Consider the following 22,722-nt stretch of genomic DNA (forward strand, 5'->3'; position numbering starts at 1 on the left):
CATTGACTCATTACGAATAGATGTCAAAAAGAAACGATTAATGCTTACTCACTTCTATTATTCAGTGACTACCTCTACTTCCTTAAACATGTATGGATTGTCACTAAGCCTTAGGTCCTTACCACTTTCAGTGGTCACATTGCTGAGGATGACTTTCTCAGTTTTGACATAGGGGTACTTTTCCTGATAGGAATCGTCGGTAAATAGCGGATTAAAATCCTTGAAAATAGCTGGTCCCTGATAGTCTTCCGGATGATTGGAGTCGTCAATATGCAGATTTTCAATGACGATACGCTCCGGCATATAACATGTATAGCCGAAATCATGCTGCCCGGAATACGATCCGCTGATGATTGCAGCACTGGTTGTTTTTCCATCTTCCGGCACGAATACACAGTCGCGGATGATGAACTCTCCCTGCCAGGTACTGCCGTAATCAGAGCGCAGGTTGACAAAGCTTCTTCCCCTTACTGTTGTGTTTTCCACTGTAAAAGTTCCGCTGCCAATCGCATTGATTCCCATATGACCCAGCGTGGAGTTGCGGATGGTAGCATTAGCCACTCCCTTGTGGGCATCAAAGCGGGAAAAGGTACAATGGTCATAAAGAAGATTCTTGCAGTAGTTAGACCCCAGGATTCCCCAATAGTTGCGGTCATTGATGTCATTGGTCTGACTACAGTTCACAAAAGATACATTTAGCGCATGGCCGGCTGTAATGTCATAAGAACCCATAGAGACCGGCTTGCCTGCTGAACCAATGGTAGTATAAGTTTTGTGCCCGGTCAGAAGAGTGTTTTTTACCGTAACGTAGGCACATTCTGCTATATTGATGAAGCCGCCATAAGGTGCACCATGTTCACCTTCGCCCATGATGCGGTGTTCCAGTCCATCCACCACCACGTGAGAGCGACGTATCGCAAAGTTACGGCTATAATAAGTATACTTAGATTCTGCCTGGTTGGCAATGGTGGTAAAACGCCCTCCCCTGATGGTCAGCGTATCCTCATCTATAGGAAGCGCGCTGATCTCAGTGATTTGCTCAAAGTCCCAGATGATAGGGGCATCCATATCTACATTGCCGTTTTTATCTACTACAAATATATCAGTCTGCGCAGCGCCATTGTCCTGGTTCAGCCCGTAGCGGATGTAGTGCTTTACATTGGAGTTGGTAACCGTAATCAGACAGGCTGCGGGCAGTGAGACATCAATTTTCTCCTGATTTCTCTTGAGCGAACTAACCCCTTCCAGTGCAAAGGGTTCCAGACTGGAACTTACCATGAACACCGAGGCTTCACGGTTCTCCACATCAGTATCGTCAATGAAAAACACTGCTGTACCGAAATCCGTATCGGTGCGTATGATGGCAGTGCGCTCCTTTCCTCCAATATAATAGGTGGCTCCTTCATCGGCTTTTACCGGGAGGTTGTGCTGATTGGCAAACGCATGGGTGGCAGCAATAGCGTCAATATCATCGGTCTTGCCATCACCCCTGGCTCCGAAGGCACTGTAGCGGACCACTCCATTGGCTTTGAAGGCACGGACATCCTCCGGGTTTACGTTGACTTGCAATACGCCGCTTTCATCGGTACTCACCAGGGTTTTACCTTCCTGGCTGGTGATCATTATATTTTCCAGCGGGTCTTGGGTTTGTCCTTTTGCCAGCAGGATACAGCTTAATAATAAGAAGAGTAGAAGCCTGAATTTCATCATGTGTGCAGTGTATAGCTTGTTGTAATTAGGTTGATGCATTATGCTCCTTACAAACTGGCAATATTCAGGCATAAACGCAAGAAAAGATGATTGGGCGAGAATCATATTTGCCTCTATGTTTGGCTAAACTTGTGGCAGAGGTAGATATAGTTGTAACGAAGATATAAGCGAGACGCTTAAATCAGTGAGTATGTGGAATGGAGAGCCAAGCGGGACGCTTGACTCAGTTTGGGAGGCTACCAGCCTATCTGCTTACACCAATTTTGCATGCAATGGAAACCCGGACCATCTTACCCTATGTACCGCTTTCTGTCACAGGTTGTCTTGTCTATTTTCATACAGTGCTATGGCTTTCAGGTAGTTTTTAGCACCCTTCATCGTCATGTCATGAATGAATCCATCAAGTTCAGGATGATGCATGTTGATCCAGTGAACTAAGGAATCTCTTTCCTTTTGCCAGACATCCCAATCGGCACCTAAGCATTCCAGTGCTTCAAGCTTGCTTATTTTGTCCGACTCAAATGATATCTTAAACCTACAGGTCAAAGGGTCATTCTTTAGAAATTTGTAACGCTTGGAACTTGAAGCTACTGTCGCAATGATCTGCTCATGCTGGTCTTCTAAGTTGACAATTTTATAAGTCGTTTGAAAGACAGAATCCCACTTGAAATTTTCATAAAAACTGTCATGGGAGTAAGGCATAATATACTCTCCATCCACAATGGTGATACTATCCGCAATCAACTGGGCAATTTGCGTGAAGTCAGAAGCATTGAAAGCCTCGTAATATTGAGTCACCAACTCAGTGGGAGATAATTTTTTGTTGTCACATCCCGTCAGGAAGGCTATGAGAGAAAATAGGATAAAGTACTTTTTCATGAATGGCTACTAATGTGTGCTTGACTTAACCACATTTACCCTGAATCCAGTTCAGGGTTTACACTTCGCTAAACTTGCGGTAGGGGGGGATGATTGTAATGAAGACATAAGCTAGACGCTTAAGTCCGTTTTAGAGGCCTGACGAGTCCAGTTTATTTTGACCGTGCCTGCCATTGCTTCAGTATTTCCTTGGCTTCTTTAGGGGAATAAACTTCTTCTTTCTTAGACTGATCCAATCCCACTTCAATCTTTTGAAGTAAAATCAATTTATCCATCAGTTCATCAATAGAAAACTGATCAGGCATATCCTTTAAACTCTTTATTACTTGATCTTTCGTTATCATAAACTAGATTTTTATCAATATACGCAGAATTCTTTTACCAAATTGTCCAGTAAAAATTTCACTTTGTTGAAAAGCAGTGTATAATCTACAGGTTTATTTTGAATGTAAAGTTAAATGATCCTGAGAAGATGTATAGGTTCAATGAAGACTCAAGCGAGACGCTTAAGTCAGTTTTGTGCTGTATTTACATTAATTTATATCTAAAATTATTTCCTCAGCGAACTCCTCTTCATCTATATCTAGAAAAGTTGGCATGGGAGTAGCTTTTGCGGTAAATCGTAGGTTTAAAGGATATTTCTCTTTGGTTTGTTTAATATCCAATGATTCTATAGTTGCTCTTTCTTGCAGGAATTCTTCATATACAGCTATGATTTGATACAGTAAGAGGTTAGCGTCTGATAAAGCTTGTGCTTGCTCAAAAGCTAGCCTGAAAACTGCATCATTAGGATGATCAGAAAGCGTAGGATCTTGTCCATAATTAAGTATTTGCAATCGCATCCACTTCTTTAGGGATTCATTATTAATGGCTTCAGACTCTATTTGATGCCTTTGGTCAGAAGCTACCTCTATTATTAGATCTGAATATTTGCAACAATGTATTACACAATCATATGAAATGCCTATGATGGGAATTCCAGTTTGTGCTTCATCACTAACTTCAATTTCTTTTTTATCAAAGTTATAGGGTAAAAGAAAAGTAAAGCTTTCATCATTACGGGACTTCTCCTGATAAGTCCGATTAAAGTCTCCCACAGTAGAGATTTTTGCTACATCCAGGTATGCCGAATGATTAGAAACCGCACTTAACTGACCTACTTGAACAGGATGTTGTGCTTCTGGTTGGCAGGCCATTAATAGCCCAATACATATTCCTATCAGTATATTCTTATTCATATTGAGATCTGGTGTTTACCACATTTATCGTCTTGTTCAAACTCGTGGTAAAAACTGCTTTTTTTAATACTTGTTAGGGTCACTAAATATATACGTTGTCAAATAACCCAAACCTATGGTGAATTCAGCGTATGAATCTAATTGCTGATAACTGGCGAATGTATGTAGCCTATGAAATGACCTTTCCAGTTGTACATTAAATCCTTGAAGGTCATTGTAAAGCCAAATTTTGCTTGAAGCTTCTAAAGCAAATAGCTTATAAAAGTACCTACTTACTTTAATCACAATACTATGATAATTTTCTGCTTTCTCAGCATCAGAAATATCAAGATTAGCATAACCAAGTGATAGGTCAACAGGACTATATCTATGCCAGAGATCTATTTCAACGGACTTATTTGTTAAATGGTAAAATTTACCAAGTGTTACATCTTGGTAAGCTAAACTTAATCCAGCACTAAAATATGGATATGAGAAAATATTATCTAATGATAAAAAGCCATCCAGCAATGTATTATCATCTACATTAGTTTGATAGCCAATTGAGCTTTTAACTAATCTTGAATTAAGAAAGTAAGGTGATGAAAGATACAGTTTACCACCTAAAGGGTTATTGATTAATCCGGATTGAAGATATACACCGACCTTTTGACTATCAAAGTAATGTGCTAATACATAATTTTGTAAGTATACCGTTAATATGCTGTCTGAACTGACAGTAATGTTTCTAGTAAGCATTCCTACCGAGGAAAAGGTCAATCTTGTGGGCAGTTCTTTTACCGTTATAGAAAAATTACCATGCAAATCGCTTATTGTTTGATTGAGTGAATCTTCAATTACGTCTACTCCTGGTACTGAACTACTGTCATCAGGGTTAATCACTGTTCCTGTAATGATGTGTTGACTCAAAGCAGAATGAACGAGGAAGCAAAGAAATAATAATGTGATTAACTTCATTTATGCTGGTTTTGTCAACAGGTAATGCATGGTAATGGAGTAAAAGCCAGTTTTATGCATTCCCATTTACCTGCAATCCAAATAATTTATGTTTATCAATGTTATATTTAATATTCCAATAATAGCTGCCCCCATCAAAAACTAGTACCCTTTCACCTAACCAATTATTTGAACTTTTATCTTCCCTCCAAAATGCATTGATCAAAAGAATTCTGTTACCATCTTCGTCAAGGTATCCAAAGTATTGCCTTTTATACTTTTTTAAATTCTGATGAATAATTGGATTATATTTTGTGCCATCTTGATTGACTAATTTCCTATTTATTTTCTTCAAATCACTTCGTAATGCCTCTTCCGCCAATTCTATTTCCGACCGGGTTGGAGTGAATCTTTTCTCATCTATAAAATCGGCATATTCCTTAGGAAAAATCGCACAGTCAAAATTCTCAGACTCAAAATGTTCAGCCATCATTGATTGACCAAATGTTGGTACATTAATGAGGATAATTTTAAGACAGATTAGATATTTGAAGATTTCCATCCTATTTAAATTGGCTAATACAATCATATAACCTCAATCTACTACCTACATCAACAATAAATCCTTTCTAGTATACACTATTTACAACACTTTCAATAGAATTTTTGTGAAATTATCATGATAAGTATGAGTTTATGTCAGGCATTAACATCATGAATGCAAAATAAGGTATGCATCAGTGTGGATTCATGTCTCTGTAACTGTATCCCTATGGCAAATTCATGAAGTTTGATCTACCCCAAGCCGAAATAAGTGACAGATGCAGACTGCGTGATGCCTGATTCCTGAAAATAAGTGGTAGAACGGCGGTTCGCAATGTGCTGCAACTGACATTCTGGCGTAAATTCTCTGTGATTGATCACTTATTTTCCAAAATAACTGACAGAACACACTGACTCAGAGCGTTATATGTAAGATTTAGAGGCTGCGCAGCGTGCATATGCATGGTCCGTGTAAGAATCATAGATAGAATCACAGTGACGCGTGTGTTATTCTCCAAATTCAGAAGCTGCAACCCGGTATTCTTTCATATATTCTTCGGTTATTGCTTAAGTATTATTTACTTAATATCAGCCAGGTATGCTATGTTTAATGGATCGTACTTTGTTTTATGCTGAGTAAAGTACTCTAGGATTGATGCTAAGGGTACTCTCTACTAAATACGAACTAAAACAATCAAGATCATGAAACTTAATACCGTGGATGGCGTGATGCTGGCCGCTCGCCTGATTCTTAACAATGCCAATAGAGATGCGGATACCGCCAAGCGGATGGCGCAGTACAATTTCCCGTCCAAACGTATGCAGGAAGGGGAGAATCTGATGTTGCTCCTGAAGGATATACAGACCTCCAAGAAAAGTGCGTATGATACGCAATGGAATATTTCTAACCGTATCTCCCAGGAGGTAAGCAATTTACGTCCCCTCTTTTTGGAGCATGTGTCTGCTGCCCGATTTGCTTTCAGGCATGATCCTGAGATACTGAATGCGTTGAACATCAGTAAGGTTTTCAGTAACCAGTGGGCATGGATAGGGCAGGCGGAAGCCTTTTATGTGCAGATCGCAGACCACAGTGATAAAATGCTGCCCTTCGGGTTTACGGTAGAGGAACTGCAACAGGCCAAAGCTTCGGTAGAGGCATTGCTGGCCCTGCGTGATGACCGCATGCTGAAAAAAGGAGAAGCGGAAAACTGCACGGTCAACAAGAATGATGCGGCTAAGCAGCTTAGAAACTGGGTCAGGGAGTTTCATGCCGCCGCCCGTTTGGCCCTGAAAGATCAGCCCCAGAAGCTGGAAGCCTTCGGCATCCGCGTCCGCTCTCTTCAGTAGGGTATTGCAAATTGAAAATTAAAAATTGCAGATTACAGATTATGAAATTCACCAATTTGTAATCTGTAATTTGACAATACAAGAGAAGAACACAAGCATCAGTGTAAAGGCATCACCTAACTGATTAAATCTTAACCTTCCTTCTGATAAGAAAGACTTGCAAGGTGGTTAGGATCCCTTCGTTATACTACGGGATGACTTCAGAACGATAAAATAACTCCGAACTGTCATTCCGCAACGCAGTGAAGGAATCTTGACCACCCTGAATTAAAAGCTTTGGGTTGCGGTAAAGATCCCTACGCTGTCGCTAAGGGATGACGTCATGCTATAATAGATATTAGTAAATCCATTACTTGACATAGTAGAGCAACCAGAAGGAGTACTCTTTAAGGCTGTAAATTGACCGGTAAATAACCGCAGCCACAGTTAATTTCTTTGAGTCATCCTGGGAAACTATTTTGTATATATAGTTACGAATTCACGTAAAAATGTACTATACGTAGGTATGACCAATGATCTTGAACAAAGGTTAACCGAACACTATCTGAACAGAGGTCAAGCCCGGACCTTTGCCGGAAAATATTACTGCTACTACTTGCTGTATTACGAAAGATTCAATTCTCCCACCCATGCTATTGAAAGGGAGAAACAACTAAAGGACTGGAACAGGAAACGAAAAGAGGCCTTGATTGCTACCCTCAATCCTAAGTGGAATTTTTGGAATACTGAAATTATGGAATGGCCTCCTCACCTTGGCATTACTTCAAGATAAGCATGTCAGGACTTACATGGTGGTTTCCATGGGTTGGTTAGAATATCTCCCTCCGTAGCAGTAACCAGTGATTTGCATTGCGGCTTCCACGGGGTGGTTAAGCCCTCCAGGCCGGAATCCCTAACGGGATGACTTTAAAACGTCAAGACAACGCGGAACTGTCATTCCGTAGCAAAGCGGAGGAATCTTGATCGTCCCTCCAGTCCTAATGACTTGCATGATGGTTAAGATCCCTAACGGGATGACTTTAAAACGTCAAGACAACGCGGAACTGTCATACCGTAGCAAAGCGAAGCCCCGTGGCGCGGGAATCTTGACCACCCTGAATTAGAAGCTTTGGGTTGCGGTAAAGATCCCTAACGGGATGACTTCAGGGCGGTAAGGAAAGCGACGAATTGTCATTCCGTAGCAAAGCGAAGGAATCTTATCCATCCCTCTAATGCCGATGACTTGCATGACTGTTAAGCCCTCCAGGCCGGGATACCTAACGGGATGACTTCATAGTGGTAATAAAGCCAAGCTGTTATTCTGTTAAGGATTCAGTCCAGTGAGCTTTACCACCTCACTGTAATTTACAATCTTCAATTCAATAATTCTTAAAACTAATCTCGTTAGCGAGGCCTACCGAGTTGAAGCGTACGTACATGGTGAGGGGTTCTTTCTCAGCGGTACTGCCTTCGCAGGAGGGAGCGGGCTCAATAAAGTAGACCAGGTACTTCTGGCTGCGGTTGGAGAGCTCCTGCCGGTCCGCTTTTCCCAGCGTTTTCTGGATTTCCTGCTGGCTGAGTCCACTGAGGTGCTGAGGTAGTTTGAGCACCTGCTCCTTCATCAGGATACGCTGCCCCATGCAGCCTGCCTCATCTTCCATAAAAGCAGTTTCGTCAAAGTTTTCTATATCCACCGCCTGCTGGCATTGCGTAAAGCAGATCGTGCTACTGATGATCAGGCAGGCCTTGAGTATGCGCATGTGTTGTATAAATCTGATCCCTGTTTTCATACACAATATTAGTCACTGCGTATACTAATAAAAAGTAGCAGACAAATGTTTTACACTAAACAGCAGGGCTTATGTTTACTGATAAAATGAGCGAGGAGCTACAGGCTTATGTAGCCCATGCAGATGAAAATGATTTTATTCCCGTTCTGGTCACTACCCAGGAAATCGTAACAAATACAGCGGCTTTTGATAGCAGCGGACTTAAGGTGAGCCGGAATATAGCAAGCATACCTTTGCTGAGTGGAAAGATCAAAGCTTCGGACATAGGGAAGCTGTTGGCGTTGGAAGAGGTAGTAAAGGTAGAACTAGATAGCGAGATCACTTTGGATAAAGCTTAAGTGATCCTAAGGGATTACTTTTTCTACTAAGGCAGTCCGGGGATAGCATCAGGTGGCGTAGTGGAAAAGGCGGCCTGATGTGGATCAACCCTTCCAAAGCCGAATTTAGGATCACGACCGGGATTACCCAGATTATCGGCAGTCAATGCCAGCAAGCGGCGTAAGCTTACATTACTGGCATAACGGTGGGTACCCTTGGCAATCGCGGCTGCTCCTGCCACATGCGGACAGGCCATGCTGGTGCCACTGTATTTGACATAGCCACCTCCAGCTTTGGTGGATAGCACATTTTCGCCGGGAGCACATAGCTCAATCTCATCCCCTTTATTACTGAATTCAGCCAGCGCATTATTACTATCAATAGCTGACACAGCAATGACCGAGTTGTATTTGGCAGGATAACCTACCGGTGCTCCATAACCATTACCCGCTGCAGCTACCAGAATCGCTCCTTTGTCCCAGGCAGCCTGGCAGATGGCTTCTACCGCAGAAGGGGCAGAGGATGCCCCCAGGCTCATACTGATGATGTCCATATTCTTTTTGTTGATACACCAGTCAATACCGGCTATCAGGCTGCTCCAGGCTCCTATACCAGTGCGGCTCAATACCTTTACCGCATACAGATAGGCCGATGGAGCCACGCCTACCACACCTTCACCATTGATAGCAGCAGCTACCGTACCGGCACAGTGGGTACCATGCCCGTTGAAGTCCATAGGGCTGCTTTCATCCTCTATGAAGCTGACGCCAAACTTATAGTTGTCTTTCAGATCGGGGTGATTGTAGTCAATACCAGTGTCCAGTATAGCTACCTTGATGCCCATCGCCTGTGTTGCCAGCCAGGCATTGGGCGCTTTGATCTGGTTGATGCCTTCGGGGATGGTTTCTGATTGTACCATCGGCATGCCTTCATACTGAAGATGGGCAAACTGCTGGCTGCCATGATAGGCATATACCTTACCATCTTCCTCCACCTTGGCGATGTTGTCGTTCTTTTTCAGCTTCTTGATCTCATCATCGGTAAAGGAGCCCATCACTATAGGGGCTTCATACTGATTGACATCATAGCCTATTTGTTCGGTAGGCATACCGGAGGGCACCGCCTGCCCTCTGGACCAGTCGTTGGCATTGAAAAAGCTGGTATCGGTAGATATCGTGTTCCTTACAATGTCAACCTTGTCTTCTGTCTTGTCAGCACGTTTGTCTTTGGGCTTAAACGTGATGATCATCCTTTTCTTTTCGGATTTGGCCATGGTATTGTGGGTTAAAAGTGAATGAAATAAATATTCTGTATTCTTTATTAGGTGTAGGTAAGTACACTTTTGTAACCCATAAGCCCTGCTAATTTGAAGCAGACATGATGCAGGTCATTTTTATCGTGCTTAAAAAATATCACTTTGCGGATGTGAACAGAATAAGAATGAACACTGAGCCTAGGGCTTGGTTAAAACCATAAACTTAGAGCACCATGCAATATTACTTCAGTAAAAAATTAGCCAATACTACCTTTGATCAGGCATTGGAAAAGGTAGGAGAGGTGTTGAAATCTAAAGGCTTTGGCATACTCACCGAGATAGACGTACAGGCCACCATGAAAAAGAAGCTGGACAAAGACCTGAGGCCCTATAAAATCCTGGGAGCATGCAATCCCTCCTTTGCCTATCAGGCATTGCAGGCCGAAAACAAAATCGGGACCATGCTTCCCTGTAATGTCATTGTACAGGAACTGGAAGGTGGTGCAATAGAAGTTTCGGCAGTAGACCCTATGGCTTCTATGCAGGCAGTGGAAAACCCCGCGCTGGAAGGCATAGCCGGAGAAGTGCAGGCCCAGTTAAAGTCCGCCATAGAAGCGCTATAATCAATCATTTAGTTTAGGCTCTTGCAGTGACTTCGGGGCTGGACTTCTTTGCTTTTACAGCGGTAAAAAGCCAGTAAAATGAAACTAACAAATAAGTAATGCCATAGAGCAGACTAGTATTGATCCAATGTCCCTGATTGATGAAATACTGAGCAGCGATCAGCGTACAAATGATGCGGACAATCTCTAACGGAATCGCTATCCCGGGCTTCTCAAAGAGGCTGCCCAGACTGAGGAGAGAAAATAATATCAAAGTCGCTATGCCTGCCTTTTCAATGATTTTAAGCTGTCCTTCATTAAAAAGAAAGAGAGCAGTACCGATCAGTGCGAGCAAAAACTGGAACAAAATATAGTAGTTTAGCCGGGCAGAACCTTTGCTATCATACTTTTTATAACTGCTTTTATCCACTTCCTGAGGAGCCTGATAGCCTCCCATTTCGGCGGGTTGCCAGCCGGGTTTATTGAACAGGATTCGCGCACGATCACTCCAGCGATGCGTCTGCTGTAGCTGTTTGCCCATGGCCACATAAGGCTTCAGATTTGCCCAGACAGGATTCCAACTATCTACCGGCTGAGTTACCCCATAGGTTGGTTTTTCCTCTTCTTCCTGAAAAGTACCAAAGAGCCTATCCCAGACGATAAAGACCCCTGCGTGGTTTTTGTCAATGTACTTGGGATCACGGCCGTGATGCACTCTATGATGAGAGGGGGTATTGAAAATCCATTCAAACCAGCCGAGTTTACCAATGGTTTCGGTATGTATCCAGAACTGATATAGAGTAACAAAAGCGGATACCGTGACGAAAGTAAGCGTATCAAAGCCAAGGAAGGCCAGAGGAAGGTAAAAAATAGAGGTCCAGAGGGTTTGAAAAGAACCCTGGCGCAGTGCAACTGACAGATTATAGTCTTCACTTTGATGATGCACCACATGACCACCCCAGAATAGATTCACTTCGTGGCTCATGCGGTGTGCCCAATAGTAGCAGAGGTCTACCAATACAAAGAGAATGGCAATCGTCCACCAGTTGACCGGGATTTGTATAATCGCCAGATACTCATAGACCAGCTGATACATCGCTACGACCAGCACTTTGAAAAACAAGCCGGTTACCTGCTGCGTTACCCCACAACCGATGTTGGTAAGCGCATCATTAAGGCGGTACAACTTCTTTTTCTGCTCAAACTGTATGATCAGCTCAAGGCCGATGAGCAGAAAATAGATAGGAATGGAAAGTACAATAGGGTTAATGTCCATAATGCTATGATCTTACTTTGTGTAAAAAGAACAACAGAAGTAAAGGTTTTGGATCATTTTTATACACTCATGCTTTTAAAATAGCATATTTTCCAAAAAAGACCATAAGTTTGCAGCCTCTTTGAATGTATAAAAAGACTAAATATATCGCATGTTAAGGTTTTTCAGATTACTCTGGGTTTTTACAGCATTGATTTACTTTGCTGCACTGATGTTGAGTTATGCCTATCTTCCCGAACGCGTGGGGATACAGGCGGATATGGAAGGAGTGCCCAATGAGTTTATAGAAAGGGATACTTTCTTCTATTTCGGATTAGGGTTCTTTATCATCGCCAACCTGCTGGGCTCTATTTTACTAAGTGTATTGACGAGCGTACCCGAGACTTCAGGCTTCTATTTTAGGAGTGAAAACTTTAAGGAGGGGATTACTTCATGGCTGAGTTCCTTTATTGCCATCATCAATATTTTCTTGACTTCAGCGGTGATGTACATAGCGCTCTTCAATAATCAGGGAGATTACCGGATGAGCCAGTTCAACTGGCTGATCTATGTAGCTCCTCTGCTGTTGCTGATCAGTTTGATATGGCTGGTTTCTATCATTATCAAACGTTAGTAGAAAAATTTTCATGCTTTGTGCAAGATGGGGTGAACTCAGATTCGCTCCTTCATACTGTATTTTATCCTGATAAATTTCCAAACTTTATTTAAGCAGGAGGTTAGAGATATTTATTCTCACAGACTTTAAAACCGTACACAAAAAATAAACTGTAAGTTCTTTGAAATGTGAAAGGATTTAAAGAAAGGGATTGGCAGCTTTGTGTTGCCAAACATAAAAGCCAAACCAATCCACTTTCAGAAGATGCTCAAAGATATCAAAAAGTCTCTACAATCAGTCTATGGTAAGCCCTCATGTCGCCAAGCATCGCGGCTCTCCAATCTAGCGAAGCTTATTTATGCAGTTATCAGCAGTGGCAGAAGCTCTCTTCAAAGCATGGGCAAAGGCCTTGCTGAGCACACGGACCTGGAGAGCCGAGTTAAGAAGGCCAAACGCTTTCTGACAGCAAGTATACTGATTACCTTCCACATGTGGCTTTGCTTTTTGTTTGGCTAAAAGACCGGGAGTGGACTTTCATCATCGATGGCTCAGAAGTGGGCAACGGTTGTACAGCCTTGATGGTCAGCATTGTCTGGCGTAGGCGTGCACTTCCAGTCTGCTGGCTGGTTCGCAGATGCAATAAAGGGCATCTGGACGTCATCAGCCAGTTGGCAGGGATAATGCCGAAAACAGACAAAAGCATCATCTTGCTCGGTGATGAGGAGTTTGACAGCCCAGAACTTCAGCAATTCTGCTAGAAGAACAAGTGGAAATATGTATTCAGAACTGCTAAGAACACCATAGTGTCACCAAGCGGGCATTTAGAGGATGGATTCCCCATTGGCAGCCTGTACCCAATGGAAAACCACGACCACTGGCTCTGCGAGGAGCTTTACTTCACCAAAAAACTCATCGGGCCAGTTAATTGCATTGTTTGGCACCAGGTCAGGTGCGAACAGCCTATTTATTTGGTGAGCAACCTTGAATGGGCCAAGGATGTCATGGCTTATTACAGCAAGCGCTTCCTGATCGAAACCATGTTTAGGGACATCAAATCAAGTGGCTTTCATATCCATAAAGTAAAGATCAAAGACCCAGATCGGCTATTCAACCTGTTGATTATCGTGGCCATTGCCCTATTGATTGTAACGGCTTTTGGCAGCTTCAAAAAGCAATGGATAGGCTTTGTAGGCCAGTTTGCTAGAAAGGACAGATTAGACCAGTTTTCCACTTTCCAAATGGGATTTAGGGCATTAGCTTACTGCATAGAAAAACGCATCCGATTATTCCCTAAATTTTCAAAGAACTTCTTTAAATGTTTTTTGTACGGTTTTAAATGAAAAATTAAAATTTTTTCTTGAAACAAATAATAGCATGAATGCAGATAAATGAAGTAAATAGAAAAGTTGACTAAAATTTTGTGTCATTATTCTTAAGTTGATAAATGTCATTAAGCCGGACAGGGTTACTGTTCTCATCAGTGATATTCAATTCATAGCGAAATCTTACTTTAGTCCCAATGGGTGCGTGGTAATAGATGATCTATGCTGCGCCTTCTTCTGTGCCTATACAACCATTAGAATAAGCTTTACCTAAAGTATGTGGATTGGTGGTAGGATGAATCAAAGCCCCCTGTCGTATGTGGTTGATCATAGGCTCTAAAAATGGTATTTGGGGCAATTTGGTATACTTGCCATCATCCCTTTGCGTCAGAAAATAGAGTTTTGCTGTCACAGGATTTATATAGGAGGGATTTTTTTCAATCCTAACGATCTCTCCCTCTCCAATTGGAGTCCTCAAATTTACTTCTCGCCCTGCAGTCTTAAGGTATTTGATTTCGTTTCTTCCAACCCTGACTGGAAAAGTATATTTTGTGGAGTCATGAACAATGATCCTAAGTTTATATTCCGGAATATTGACATCTACTATCGTGTTTTTTAGTTCTGCTTCTATTTCATTGGCAGTTTGCTTATCAGGTATATGAAGGGTATCTCCTTTATGTAGAATAACGGCTTCTTTTTGATCGTAAATAAAGATTCCCTGCTTCATTCTTTCATAATAATCATAACTCACCAGGGTATCTATGATCCAGGAGTTAGCACGAATCAGTATGTGTTCACTCAATGCATAATCCAATTGGCTATCTTGTAGCTGTAAAACGCTATCCAGAAAAGTAAAGTATTCTTTCATCTTAATGTCACGAGGAATAATAAAGACGGGCTTAAATTGCTCATTAGAAATGATGATAGGGTCATTACTTTCAGAAAGCTCACTTTTCACGTCATTAGCAGTTTCTTCATTTTCTTTGCTAGTCTGAAAATGCGTACATGCTGTAAGCAGTAAGTACATTAAGGATAATATTAACCCTATTGTGGGAAATGACTTCATGCTGCAAAGAAATCAGCAAAAGCTCAATACAACAATGATTTTGATCATAGGTAAAGTGAGAGATAAAAAAATCATATCTTCATATTCTAATAAATCATTTAGAGTTCTCTCCTATGGTATTTAGGAGAGAACTCTAACTGTATAAATATACTCTCCTTCAGCATTAACATAGAAAATCTGGGATCAAGTAAGTCCGATAAAAAGTAGTATATACTTGATGATATTCAGGACATTACAACTTCAGCCCAGTAGAATAATTCTTTTTTTAGTTGTTTAAATTCTGTGAAGAGATGCTCAACCTGCTGTTTTATTGCTATATGTTAGAACGGTATAACTCATCAGATACATTGGTTTGCCGTTGAAGAGTTTCAGCCAGATACTTTTCATGTTCTTCAATAGCAGTTTTTGTATTAGCTATTCGCGTAGAAAATTCAGTAAGTTTTTGTAGTAATTCCTGTGAATGCTTTTGCAGATGTTCAGGCAAAACTTTTTCCATAAACTTTCTGTGTAATTTGTGAAGAAATCTTGACTCATCTGAAATGTAGGCTACTTCTTCCTGCCATTCATGGCTTTCAAAATGCAGTACCTCTAGGCTTGCCCGTAAGAGGTATTCAGACTTGGGAGTAGATAGAAGTTTCATTGAACTGACAATTTATAGAATGCATTTTTATACTAAAATTTAAGCGTATCAACTTTGCTCCATGGTGATTTTCCGTTCTTCTTTTGCCTTTACCTCAGGAGGGAAAGCGGAGATAAACTTTAGTCTTTCTTTTTTGCAAATCATTTGAATCACGGATTTTCCAGACAGAGCAGAAGGAGGCAGGCCTCCACCGGGTTCTACCCATTGCCCAGCCATATAGAAATTTTCTAGTCCAGGCAGTTTCTTTTCCATTTTTTCTAAAAACGTTTCTTTAGTCAACTTCCATCCTTCATAGCTTCCTTTATAAACCCCGGTATATTTTTCATAGGTAATAGGCGTTGCCAAATCCATCATTTCAAATTTCCCCACAATTTGAGGAAACCTACTTGTTAATCTTTCCATCACTTCCATCAGAGTTCTTATCTTTTCTTTTTTATACTTTTCATTATTGTCAGCAAGTACTTTCCAGTAATGGTAATCAGTTTCTATCATAGAGGTAATTAAGGATTTTCCTTCTGGTGCTAATGTGGGATCAAAGTTGTATACCTGTATATTCAGCCGATCATGGCTTACATTTCCGGCTTTCAGAGGTTTTTTTAAAATAAAACTTCTTCCCATAGCGGCTCCTTCCAAATCTTGGAAGGAGTAGTTAATGCCAAAAGAAGCAAAAAGTATGGGCCTGAAAAGTGGCAGTGAAAGGTAGTAGTGATCAATTTTTTCATCCTTGTATTTCCCTTGTAACATATGATAGATAGTAGTATATCCATCGGCAGCTGAAATAATATAATCAGCGTATAACCGATGCCCGTCTTCTAATACTACCCCGCCAGCACAATCATTGTGTACAATGATTTCTTTTACAGCCGCATTGTAGTGGATAGAGCCTCCGGTAGACAGAAACTTATTAAGAATTTTATTAATAAAAGGTGCTGAACCACCCAGAGGATATCCGGCTTCTTTGTTGTTCATCCAGGCAAGCGTATAAAGGATAGCGATTACAGGCATGTCCTTGCCAAGACTAAGGAAAAGGGCCTTTAGGTAAGGGTTTTTTAGTTTTAGAGCAATATCTCCACAGGAATACCGGAACCATTTCATAATTTCTCTATAGACATATAGGCCTTTAAGGCCATGCCTTACGCTTGTGAAAATGTTATGAAAGAGGTTATGACTAGGTTGGAGCGTTTGATCATCTATTAAAACCTGAATGGTTTTAGTAAAGTTGTGGATGAAATCATCTTCTTCTGGAGCTATTTCCAGCCAGTGCGCTTTAAGTTGATTTGGGTTGCAGTAAAGGATTACGTCTTCTCCTTCTACATTTTCCAGATGAGTAAATCTATCGTGATTGACAAATTCAGTTCCATCTAAGGCCCCTAGATCACTCCATAATTTATGCATTTTATTAGTGCTTCCAGAGCCTACCAGCCAATGTATACATCCGTTTATAATAAAATCTTCATGTTTCCAGGAGGTACACTGCCCCCCCAGCTTTCTCGCTTTTTTCAAGGATACTCACCTTAAAGCCATTAATGGCACCATAATAACCAGCTGAAAGACCAGCGATGCCTCCTCCAATAATGATCATGGACTTTTCTATATTCATAATGCGGGTGAGTGAAAGTATTGTAAAACTTAGTATTAATTCCTCCTACACTCTAGATAGGAGGAGTTAATATTCTGTGGTCAAAATCCTATTGATTATAGTAAGACAGTTTCAGACGAAATCTCCAGTTGATTCTCGATCTGCGAGATACCAGGAGTGAGCCAGGTAGCTCTTTCTGCATCTTTTTTTTCGGCCAGAGAGCGAACTTTTCCTTTCAGGATAGCCTTGCTACCATCTAATACAATATGAATTCTATCTGCATCTAGCTGTGCATGTCGTCGGAAAGCATTTTTGATATTTTCACTTATATCGGAGGGTCTGACTTTAGCTTTAACATGTATAGAGTTAGTCACACCGCTTACCCCCAGAAGTTGCTCAACCGCGTCCTCGGCTGCGACTTTTTGATAGTACCAATCCACTTCACCTTCTAACGAAACCCAAGCCTGATTAACAATTATTTTAACTTTGTCATCTGGAACGTTAACATTCCAGCGAAGTGCATTGCTAACAGCCAGTGCAATATCTGCATCAGTATGCTGACTGTTTCCGGGAAGTTTCACAACAAATTTCTCAACAATTGCTTTAACTCCTTCTATCTTTTCTGCTGATCTTTCGGCCTCTCTTTTCTTAAAGTAAGAGTCAGTAAATCCGGAAAGGGTAACGATCCCATCATTTACACTTACATCAATCTCCGCATGAGAGATTGGAAACCTCCACTTTAGTTCGGCCATTACGTCCTGTTGGAGTTCATGATCTGATTTTGCTTTCATGGCATAAAAATTAAGGTTGGTTATATGAAATCAATCTTGCTTTTATAAAATTCTTCAAATTAATCATGATGAGGGGTGATCTAAGTCATCGCTCCAAATGATCTTGTTAAGCGAAAACTATTAAGAATCCATTAGCTAAGTCTTCTGTTATTTTGATAAGGTGGATGAAAAAAAGTCAGCCAGGATTGTGATGCGCAAAATATTATTAAATTGCTAGCAATATGACTTCAAATCATCACTCAGAAGCCTTCATCATGATTTATTCTCACCAGTTAGATAAGATGCTTAGGCTTTATCACAACTAAGGCTTTTGCTTTTCTTGTTTTTTAAAGTATCGGCGAAGCAGGAAGTTGTGCTGTAGCGCTTTCATGTTCTCATTGAATAAGCCAATGCCAGTGTGTATCTCATCAAGGCTAGTCTGTACTTCATTTGCTAATGTACTATTGCTGAGCAGCAAGCCTGCAGTACCTTTACCTTCTTCTAAGTTCTGTACCATCAGTTGTACGTTTTGCGCTACTTCGGATATTACTTCGCTGGATGTCTGCAACTTTTGCATGGTATGCTGAAGCTGCCCTACTATCAAAGTATCCTCAGCTAAAAAGCTGATGATACCAGGACCACGGCTGATCTTGACAGCAGTACTTTCAAGTTCAGTAATAGTAGCTGCTGCTCCTTCACTGGCTTGGGTGAGATTTTGCAAAGTTTGTTGAAGATACTGCGCAAATTGTTTATCACGAATAAGCATTCCTACAGTGCCCTCTCCTTTATTGATATGATTGGTTATGGCTACCAGATTTTGGGTAAGAGTGGCTACGTTTTCATTGGAAACGCTTAGCGTTCTAAGTAAAGCATCAGTATCTACATTAGATTGTGAAATAATCCAGTCATTCATTTCTACAGGAAGTGCATGGCCCGAACCAGGTCGTATATTGATAATAACATTCCCAACTAATCCATCCGTACCTATTGTAGCTACAGCATTTTTCTTGATATAGGTTCTTACAGCTTCACGGATGAGCATATCCACCTGAATGGCAGAGTCACTGACAATTTTGATGCGTTTTACAATACCCACATCGATACCTGCAAAACGTACACTATTACCTTCTCTCAAACCATTTACATCAGTAAAGCGAGTACTTAGTTGAAAGCGGGTATTGAACATGTTACGCTGGTTCCCTATCATGTATAATGCTACAATTAAAAAGATAAGCCCGAGCATCACGAAGATACCTAGCTTGATTTTATGGTGTGTTTCTTGGCTCATACGAATAAACTTTACAGGAAAAACCCTTTTACTTTAGGATCACTGAATTGTGATAACTTTGCATAAGTCCCCTGAGCGTAGTTTGTACCATGGGATAAGATTACAATCCTATCACCCGTGATCTTGGCACAATCCATATCGTGCGTAATAATCATAGAGGCTGTATGGTGCTGGCTTTGTACTCTCCTTATGAGTTCGCTTATTTCTTTGGCTGTGATAGGATCCAGTCCGCTGGTAGGCTCATCATACAGAATAATTTTAGGATCCAGCATAAGTGTACGGGCCAGTGCTATTCTTTTCTTCATTCCACCTGACAGTTCAGAAGGCATAAGTTCTACTGCTTCAGGTAGTCCAACACTTTCCAGAACTGCCTCCACTTTTATACTGATTTCTTGTTTGCTTAACCTACTATGTTTCCGTAAAGGAAAACAAAGGTTCTCACGGACGGTCATGGAATCATAAAGGGCTCCCCATTGAAAAAGAAATCCAATTTTACGACGAAGTTTATCTAATTCGTCACGTTCTAACATAGCAACGTTTTTTCCCAATACGTAAATTTCTCCTAAATCCATAGGAATCAAGCCAACAATACATTTGATTAACACTGACTTACCAGAACCTGACTTTCCCAAAACCACCAGGTTTTCTTCTTCGCAGAGTGTCAGGTTAAGATCTTGAAGAACCTGGTGATCACCGAATGATTTGTAGAGATGACGGATTTCAATTACCTCCGAATCTATTAAATTAGAAGTGGAGGAAGCAGCTTCAGTGATTACCGTTTTCCTCATAGCTCATAAAAAATATCTGCTACCAGCACAGCCAGAAAATCCAGCATGAACACTAGCATTGATGCCATTACCACTGCTGTATTAGCGGCAGCACCTACACCTTCGGTACCCTTTTCAGAACAATAGCCCTGATAGCAGCCCACTAGCCCGATAGCAAATCCAAAGAAAAAAGATTTACCTATAGATGGTATGATATCTCCAAACTGAAGATTGGCAAATACCTGGTTAAAATACAAAGTCCATCCTACACCACCTTTCACATTCTCAACCAGAAAAGAACCCACCAGGGAGATTATATCGGCAAAAATAACCAGTACGGGCAACATGAGCGTGGCTGCCAGTACACGTGTCACTACCAGATATTTGAAGGGGTTATTACCGGACACTTCCATTGCATCAATCTGCTCGGTCACCTTCATTGAACCCAGTTCTGCACCGATGCTTGAGCCTACTTTTCCAGCACAGATCAGTGCTGTAATGACTGGTCCTATTTCCCTCACAATGGAAATGCCTACCATAGAAGGCATCCATGACTCAGCACCAAACTCAATTAATGTTGGTCTTGATTGCAAGGTAAGCACTACACCCATAATAAAACCTGTTGTTCCTACTAGGGGTAATGATTGGTAACCAATGCGGTATGACTGTTTGAGGAGTTCATCAAACTCATAAGGTGGTTTGAAAATCTCCTGCAAGAAGTCAGCGGCAAATTGTGAAAGTTCGGCAGTAATGATCAAATACTGCTTTAAATTTCTTGGAAAGAATGTAAACACAGGTTTTTTTTATTAAAAAGGTTAGCGACAAACCTACCTAATGTTTAGTCGGTAGTAATAGACTTTTCAAAATACTGTTCCAGAAGGAAACTTATGCCTGCTAATACGAGCAGAGAAATAGCATAGTGTAGCAACACTTTTCGTGTGTTATTATGAAGTAATTTGTCCTGCCAGCTAAGACCAGGATCTTTCTTTAAGGTAAGTTTCATGGCTATAAATATTTGGTATTCAATCGTTCAAAGCCAATTTCAGCACATCTGTCATATATTTCAATGACATATATCATCGGTATGGATAGTCAGTATAGGGTGTATGGACTAAAGTAGAAAGACAATTCCTGACGATACATGCCAAAAATTAAATAATATGATTATATGATTCAGGTCATTGATTCCGATGATTATGATCATCCCAAATACAGTTGTTTCTATCTTTATTTATACACCAAATAATAAAATCCGGAAAACGTCACTATCTGTTTAATTAGGAGAATGAAGAAGTATTGCCAGCAGCTAATAGCTGATCTGTGAGGAAAAGATCATATTATAACTATGAAAACATACTACCATGAATGTAAAGCAGTTTTATGACGAAGCATTGGCGCATGGCTCTTACGCAATTTTAAGTGAGGGAGAAGTAGCGCTTATTGATCCGGCTAGAGATACTCAACCTTATCTGGATTTTGCTCGTGAGCATGGAGCCAAAATAATAGCTGTTTTTGAAACGCATCCTCATGCTGATTTTGTGAGTAGTCATCTTGAGTTCTATGAAAAATATGGAGCAACCATCTATATCAACTCAAAAGTAGGTGTTTCTTATCCACATCATGTAATGAATGACAAAGAGGAAGTAAAAATAGGACAAGTAACAATACGTGCTTTATACACTCCCGGACATTCGCCTGACCACAACACTTACCTGCTGCTTGATGAAGCTGGCCAACCTCATTCCGTTTATACAGGAGACACCCTATTTGTAGGGGATGTAGGAAGGCCTGATCTAAGAGAAGGAGCTGGGATGATCCATGCCAAACGAGAAGAACTGGCACATCAAATGTACCATACCATTCATCAGGTTTTTAAGAAGATGGATGATAAAGTGATCGTGTATCCAGCCCATGGTGCGGGTTCACTCTGTGGTAAAAATATGAGAGCAGAAACCTATAGTACTATCGGACAGGAAAAGAAACATAACTGGGCTTTTCAGGTGACGGATGTAAATAAGTTTGTGGATTTTTTACTGAATGACCAACCTTTCATACCACAATATTTCCCCTTTGATGTTGAAATAAACAGAGCAGGGGCAGCTCCACTGGAAGAAAGCATAAAAGGAATTACTCATCATCATGAGGCAGAGTCATTAGAAGCTGGGGTGCCAATTGTGGATGCACGCGTTAATATGCTGTTTAAAAAGGGTCATATGAAAGGGGCGATTAATATACAGGAAGGTGAAAAATTTGAAACCTGGTTAGGTTCCATTATCTCTCCAAATAAGCAGTTTTATTTGGTAGTAAACAACGACGCACAGAAAGAAAGACTTATAAGAAGAGCGGCTAAGATTGGCTATGAGACTCATATTAAAGCCACCATCATAGCCCCTCAGTATTTCCAGGAAAGAAGTCAAATTTTAGACGTAGAAGATTTTAAGCTGCATCCGGAAATGTATACCATTGTAGACGTACGAGCAGCTTCTGAAGTAGTAGGAAAAAGAATATTTTCACATGCCTTAAACATTCCATTAGCAGAGCTGCGGCATCGGATTTCTGAAGTACCTCTTGATAAAGCAGTGGTGGTGCATTGTGCAGGTGGATACCGTTCGGCGATAGGGTCCAGCATACTGGAAGGTATGCTGCTGGAAACTAAAGTATATGATCTTGGAGAAGAAGTAAATAAGTTTCAGGCTGCTGCGGCTAAACACTCATAGCTTAGCTTCAACGTTTTTTAGGATTACAAATAAATTTTTAATAGCCATAAATAAATTGACTGATATTGAGCAATTGTGATCAAATTATGACTTAGTGAGAGAAAA

The 22,722-nt window shown here is 40.9% G+C and carries 24 protein-coding genes and 1 pseudogene; 7 read left to right on the forward strand and 18 right to left on the reverse strand.

The features are described 5' to 3' along the window. Positions 1-57: 57 nt before the first annotated feature. The 6 genes from WJR50_RS23900 to WJR50_RS23925 form a co-directional block, all read right to left on the reverse strand. Complete coding sequence (locus WJR50_RS23900; RefSeq protein WP_341295851.1) at positions 58-1,707, reverse strand: hypothetical protein; 1,650 nt, start codon at positions 1,705-1,707, stop codon at positions 58-60. Between the two features lie 315 nt (positions 1,708-2,022). Next, a complete protein-coding gene (locus WJR50_RS23905) occupies positions 2,023-2,589 on the reverse strand; it encodes a lipoprotein (RefSeq protein ID WP_341295823.1) in 567 nt (188 codons plus the stop codon). A gap of 152 nt (positions 2,590-2,741) precedes the next feature. Then, positions 2,742-2,933, reverse strand: coding sequence for a hypothetical protein (locus WJR50_RS23910; protein WP_341295824.1), 192 nt, complete (start codon positions 2,931-2,933; stop codon positions 2,742-2,744). A 189-nt stretch (positions 2,934-3,122) separates the two neighbouring features. Continuing rightward, positions 3,123-3,827: a hypothetical protein gene (locus WJR50_RS23915; RefSeq protein WP_341295825.1), complete on the reverse strand. Its 705-nt coding sequence runs from the start codon at positions 3,825-3,827 to the stop codon at positions 3,123-3,125. Positions 3,828-3,890: 63 nt separating this feature from the next. Continuing rightward, positions 3,891-4,784: a carboxypeptidase-like regulatory domain-containing protein gene (locus WJR50_RS23920; RefSeq protein WP_341295826.1), complete on the reverse strand. Its 894-nt coding sequence runs from the start codon at positions 4,782-4,784 to the stop codon at positions 3,891-3,893. 52 nt (positions 4,785-4,836) lie between these two features. Continuing rightward, a complete protein-coding gene (locus WJR50_RS23925) occupies positions 4,837-5,352 on the reverse strand; it encodes a hypothetical protein (RefSeq protein ID WP_341295827.1) in 516 nt (171 codons plus the stop codon). A 656-nt stretch (positions 5,353-6,008) separates the two neighbouring features. Between WJR50_RS23925 and WJR50_RS23930 the strand changes: the two genes are divergently transcribed. Further along, complete coding sequence (locus WJR50_RS23930; RefSeq protein ID WP_341295828.1) at positions 6,009-6,653, forward strand: PQLLE family protein; 645 nt, start codon at positions 6,009-6,011, stop codon at positions 6,651-6,653. A 445-nt stretch (positions 6,654-7,098) separates the two neighbouring features. Then, entirely contained in the window at positions 7,099-7,425 is a 327-nt protein-coding gene (locus WJR50_RS23935) for a GIY-YIG nuclease family protein (protein WP_341295852.1), read from the forward strand. 586 nt (positions 7,426-8,011) lie between these two features. Here the strand turns inward: WJR50_RS23935 and WJR50_RS23940 are convergent. Then, positions 8,012-8,392, reverse strand: coding sequence for a hypothetical protein (locus WJR50_RS23940; RefSeq protein ID WP_341295829.1), 381 nt, complete (start codon positions 8,390-8,392; stop codon positions 8,012-8,014). 101 nt (positions 8,393-8,493) lie between these two features. Here WJR50_RS23940 and WJR50_RS23945 point away from each other — a divergent pair, with 101 nt between their 5' ends. Continuing rightward, positions 8,494-8,760: a hypothetical protein gene (locus WJR50_RS23945; protein WP_341295830.1), complete on the forward strand. Its 267-nt coding sequence runs from the start codon at positions 8,494-8,496 to the stop codon at positions 8,758-8,760. 26 nt (positions 8,761-8,786) lie between these two features. Here the strand turns inward: WJR50_RS23945 and WJR50_RS23950 are convergent, their stop codons facing one another. Further along, positions 8,787-10,013 carry a S8 family peptidase gene (locus tag WJR50_RS23950; protein ID WP_341295831.1) on the reverse strand — a complete coding sequence of 409 codons (1,227 nt, stop codon included), beginning with the start codon at positions 10,011-10,013 and terminating at the stop codon, positions 8,787-8,789. 215 nt (positions 10,014-10,228) lie between these two features. On the opposite strand from WJR50_RS23950, the gene WJR50_RS23955 reads away from it, so the two are divergent. Then, positions 10,229-10,618 carry a DUF302 domain-containing protein gene (locus WJR50_RS23955; protein WP_341295832.1) on the forward strand — a complete coding sequence of 130 codons (390 nt, stop codon included), beginning with the start codon at positions 10,229-10,231 and terminating at the stop codon, positions 10,616-10,618. 13 nt (positions 10,619-10,631) lie between these two features. Here the strand turns inward: WJR50_RS23955 and WJR50_RS23960 are convergent, their stop codons facing one another. Next, a complete protein-coding gene (locus tag WJR50_RS23960) occupies positions 10,632-11,873 on the reverse strand; it encodes a sterol desaturase family protein (RefSeq protein WP_341295833.1) in 1,242 nt (413 codons plus the stop codon). Positions 11,874-12,024: 151 nt separating this feature from the next. Between WJR50_RS23960 and WJR50_RS23965 the strand changes: the two genes are divergently transcribed. Both WJR50_RS23965 and WJR50_RS23970 read left to right on the forward strand, forming a co-directional pair. Then, positions 12,025-12,486: a hypothetical protein gene (locus WJR50_RS23965; RefSeq protein ID WP_341295834.1), complete on the forward strand. Its 462-nt coding sequence runs from the start codon at positions 12,025-12,027 to the stop codon at positions 12,484-12,486. A 755-nt stretch (positions 12,487-13,241) separates the two neighbouring features. Then, positions 13,242-13,808 (forward strand): annotated as a pseudogene (locus WJR50_RS23970) (transposase); the annotation flags it as partial. Between the two features lie 202 nt (positions 13,809-14,010). On the opposite strand, the gene WJR50_RS23975 reads toward WJR50_RS23970, so the two are convergent. The 9 genes from WJR50_RS23975 to WJR50_RS24015 form a co-directional block, all read right to left on the reverse strand. Then, on the reverse strand, positions 14,011-14,817 hold the full coding sequence (locus tag WJR50_RS23975) for a L,D-transpeptidase (protein WP_341295835.1): 807 nt from the start codon (positions 14,815-14,817) through the stop codon (positions 14,011-14,013). 352 nt (positions 14,818-15,169) lie between these two features. Beyond that, a complete protein-coding gene (locus WJR50_RS23980; RefSeq protein ID WP_341295836.1) occupies positions 15,170-15,496 on the reverse strand; it encodes a hypothetical protein in 327 nt (108 codons plus the stop codon). 48 nt (positions 15,497-15,544) lie between these two features. Further along, positions 15,545-16,999 carry a phytoene desaturase family protein gene (locus WJR50_RS23985; protein ID WP_341295837.1) on the reverse strand — a complete coding sequence of 485 codons (1,455 nt, stop codon included), beginning with the start codon at positions 16,997-16,999 and terminating at the stop codon, positions 15,545-15,547. Next, positions 16,950-17,096 carry an FAD-dependent oxidoreductase gene (locus WJR50_RS23990; RefSeq protein WP_341295838.1) on the reverse strand — a complete coding sequence of 49 codons (147 nt, stop codon included), beginning with the start codon at positions 17,094-17,096 and terminating at the stop codon, positions 16,950-16,952. The genes WJR50_RS23985 and WJR50_RS23990 overlap by 50 nt, the downstream gene beginning before the upstream one ends. A gap of 95 nt (positions 17,097-17,191) precedes the next feature. Next, on the reverse strand, positions 17,192-17,866 hold the full coding sequence (locus WJR50_RS23995; protein ID WP_341295839.1) for a BON domain-containing protein: 675 nt from the start codon (positions 17,864-17,866) through the stop codon (positions 17,192-17,194). Between the two features lie 301 nt (positions 17,867-18,167). Next, positions 18,168-19,133 (reverse strand): MlaD family protein, encoded by a 966-nt coding sequence (locus WJR50_RS24000; RefSeq protein ID WP_341295840.1) that lies wholly within the window; start codon positions 19,131-19,133, stop codon positions 18,168-18,170. Between the two features lie 11 nt (positions 19,134-19,144). Further along, complete coding sequence (locus tag WJR50_RS24005) at positions 19,145-19,921, reverse strand: ABC transporter ATP-binding protein (RefSeq protein WP_341295841.1); 777 nt, start codon at positions 19,919-19,921, stop codon at positions 19,145-19,147. Further along, a complete protein-coding gene (locus WJR50_RS24010) occupies positions 19,918-20,694 on the reverse strand; it encodes an MlaE family ABC transporter permease (RefSeq protein ID WP_341295842.1) in 777 nt (258 codons plus the stop codon). Before WJR50_RS24010 ends, WJR50_RS24005 begins: the two co-directional genes overlap by 4 nt. A gap of 44 nt (positions 20,695-20,738) precedes the next feature. Further along, positions 20,739-20,903: a hypothetical protein gene (locus tag WJR50_RS24015; RefSeq protein ID WP_341295843.1), complete on the reverse strand. Its 165-nt coding sequence runs from the start codon at positions 20,901-20,903 to the stop codon at positions 20,739-20,741. Positions 20,904-21,261: 358 nt separating this feature from the next. Between WJR50_RS24015 and WJR50_RS24020 the strand changes: the two genes are divergently transcribed. Continuing rightward, positions 21,262-22,617, forward strand: coding sequence for a rhodanese-like domain-containing protein (locus tag WJR50_RS24020; RefSeq protein WP_341295844.1), 1,356 nt, complete (start codon positions 21,262-21,264; stop codon positions 22,615-22,617). Positions 22,618-22,722 lie beyond the last annotated feature (105 nt).

The sequence above is a fragment of the Catalinimonas locisalis genome (genome assembly GCF_038039535.1).
Classification (GTDB): domain Bacteria; phylum Bacteroidota; class Bacteroidia; order Cytophagales; family Cyclobacteriaceae; genus Catalinimonas.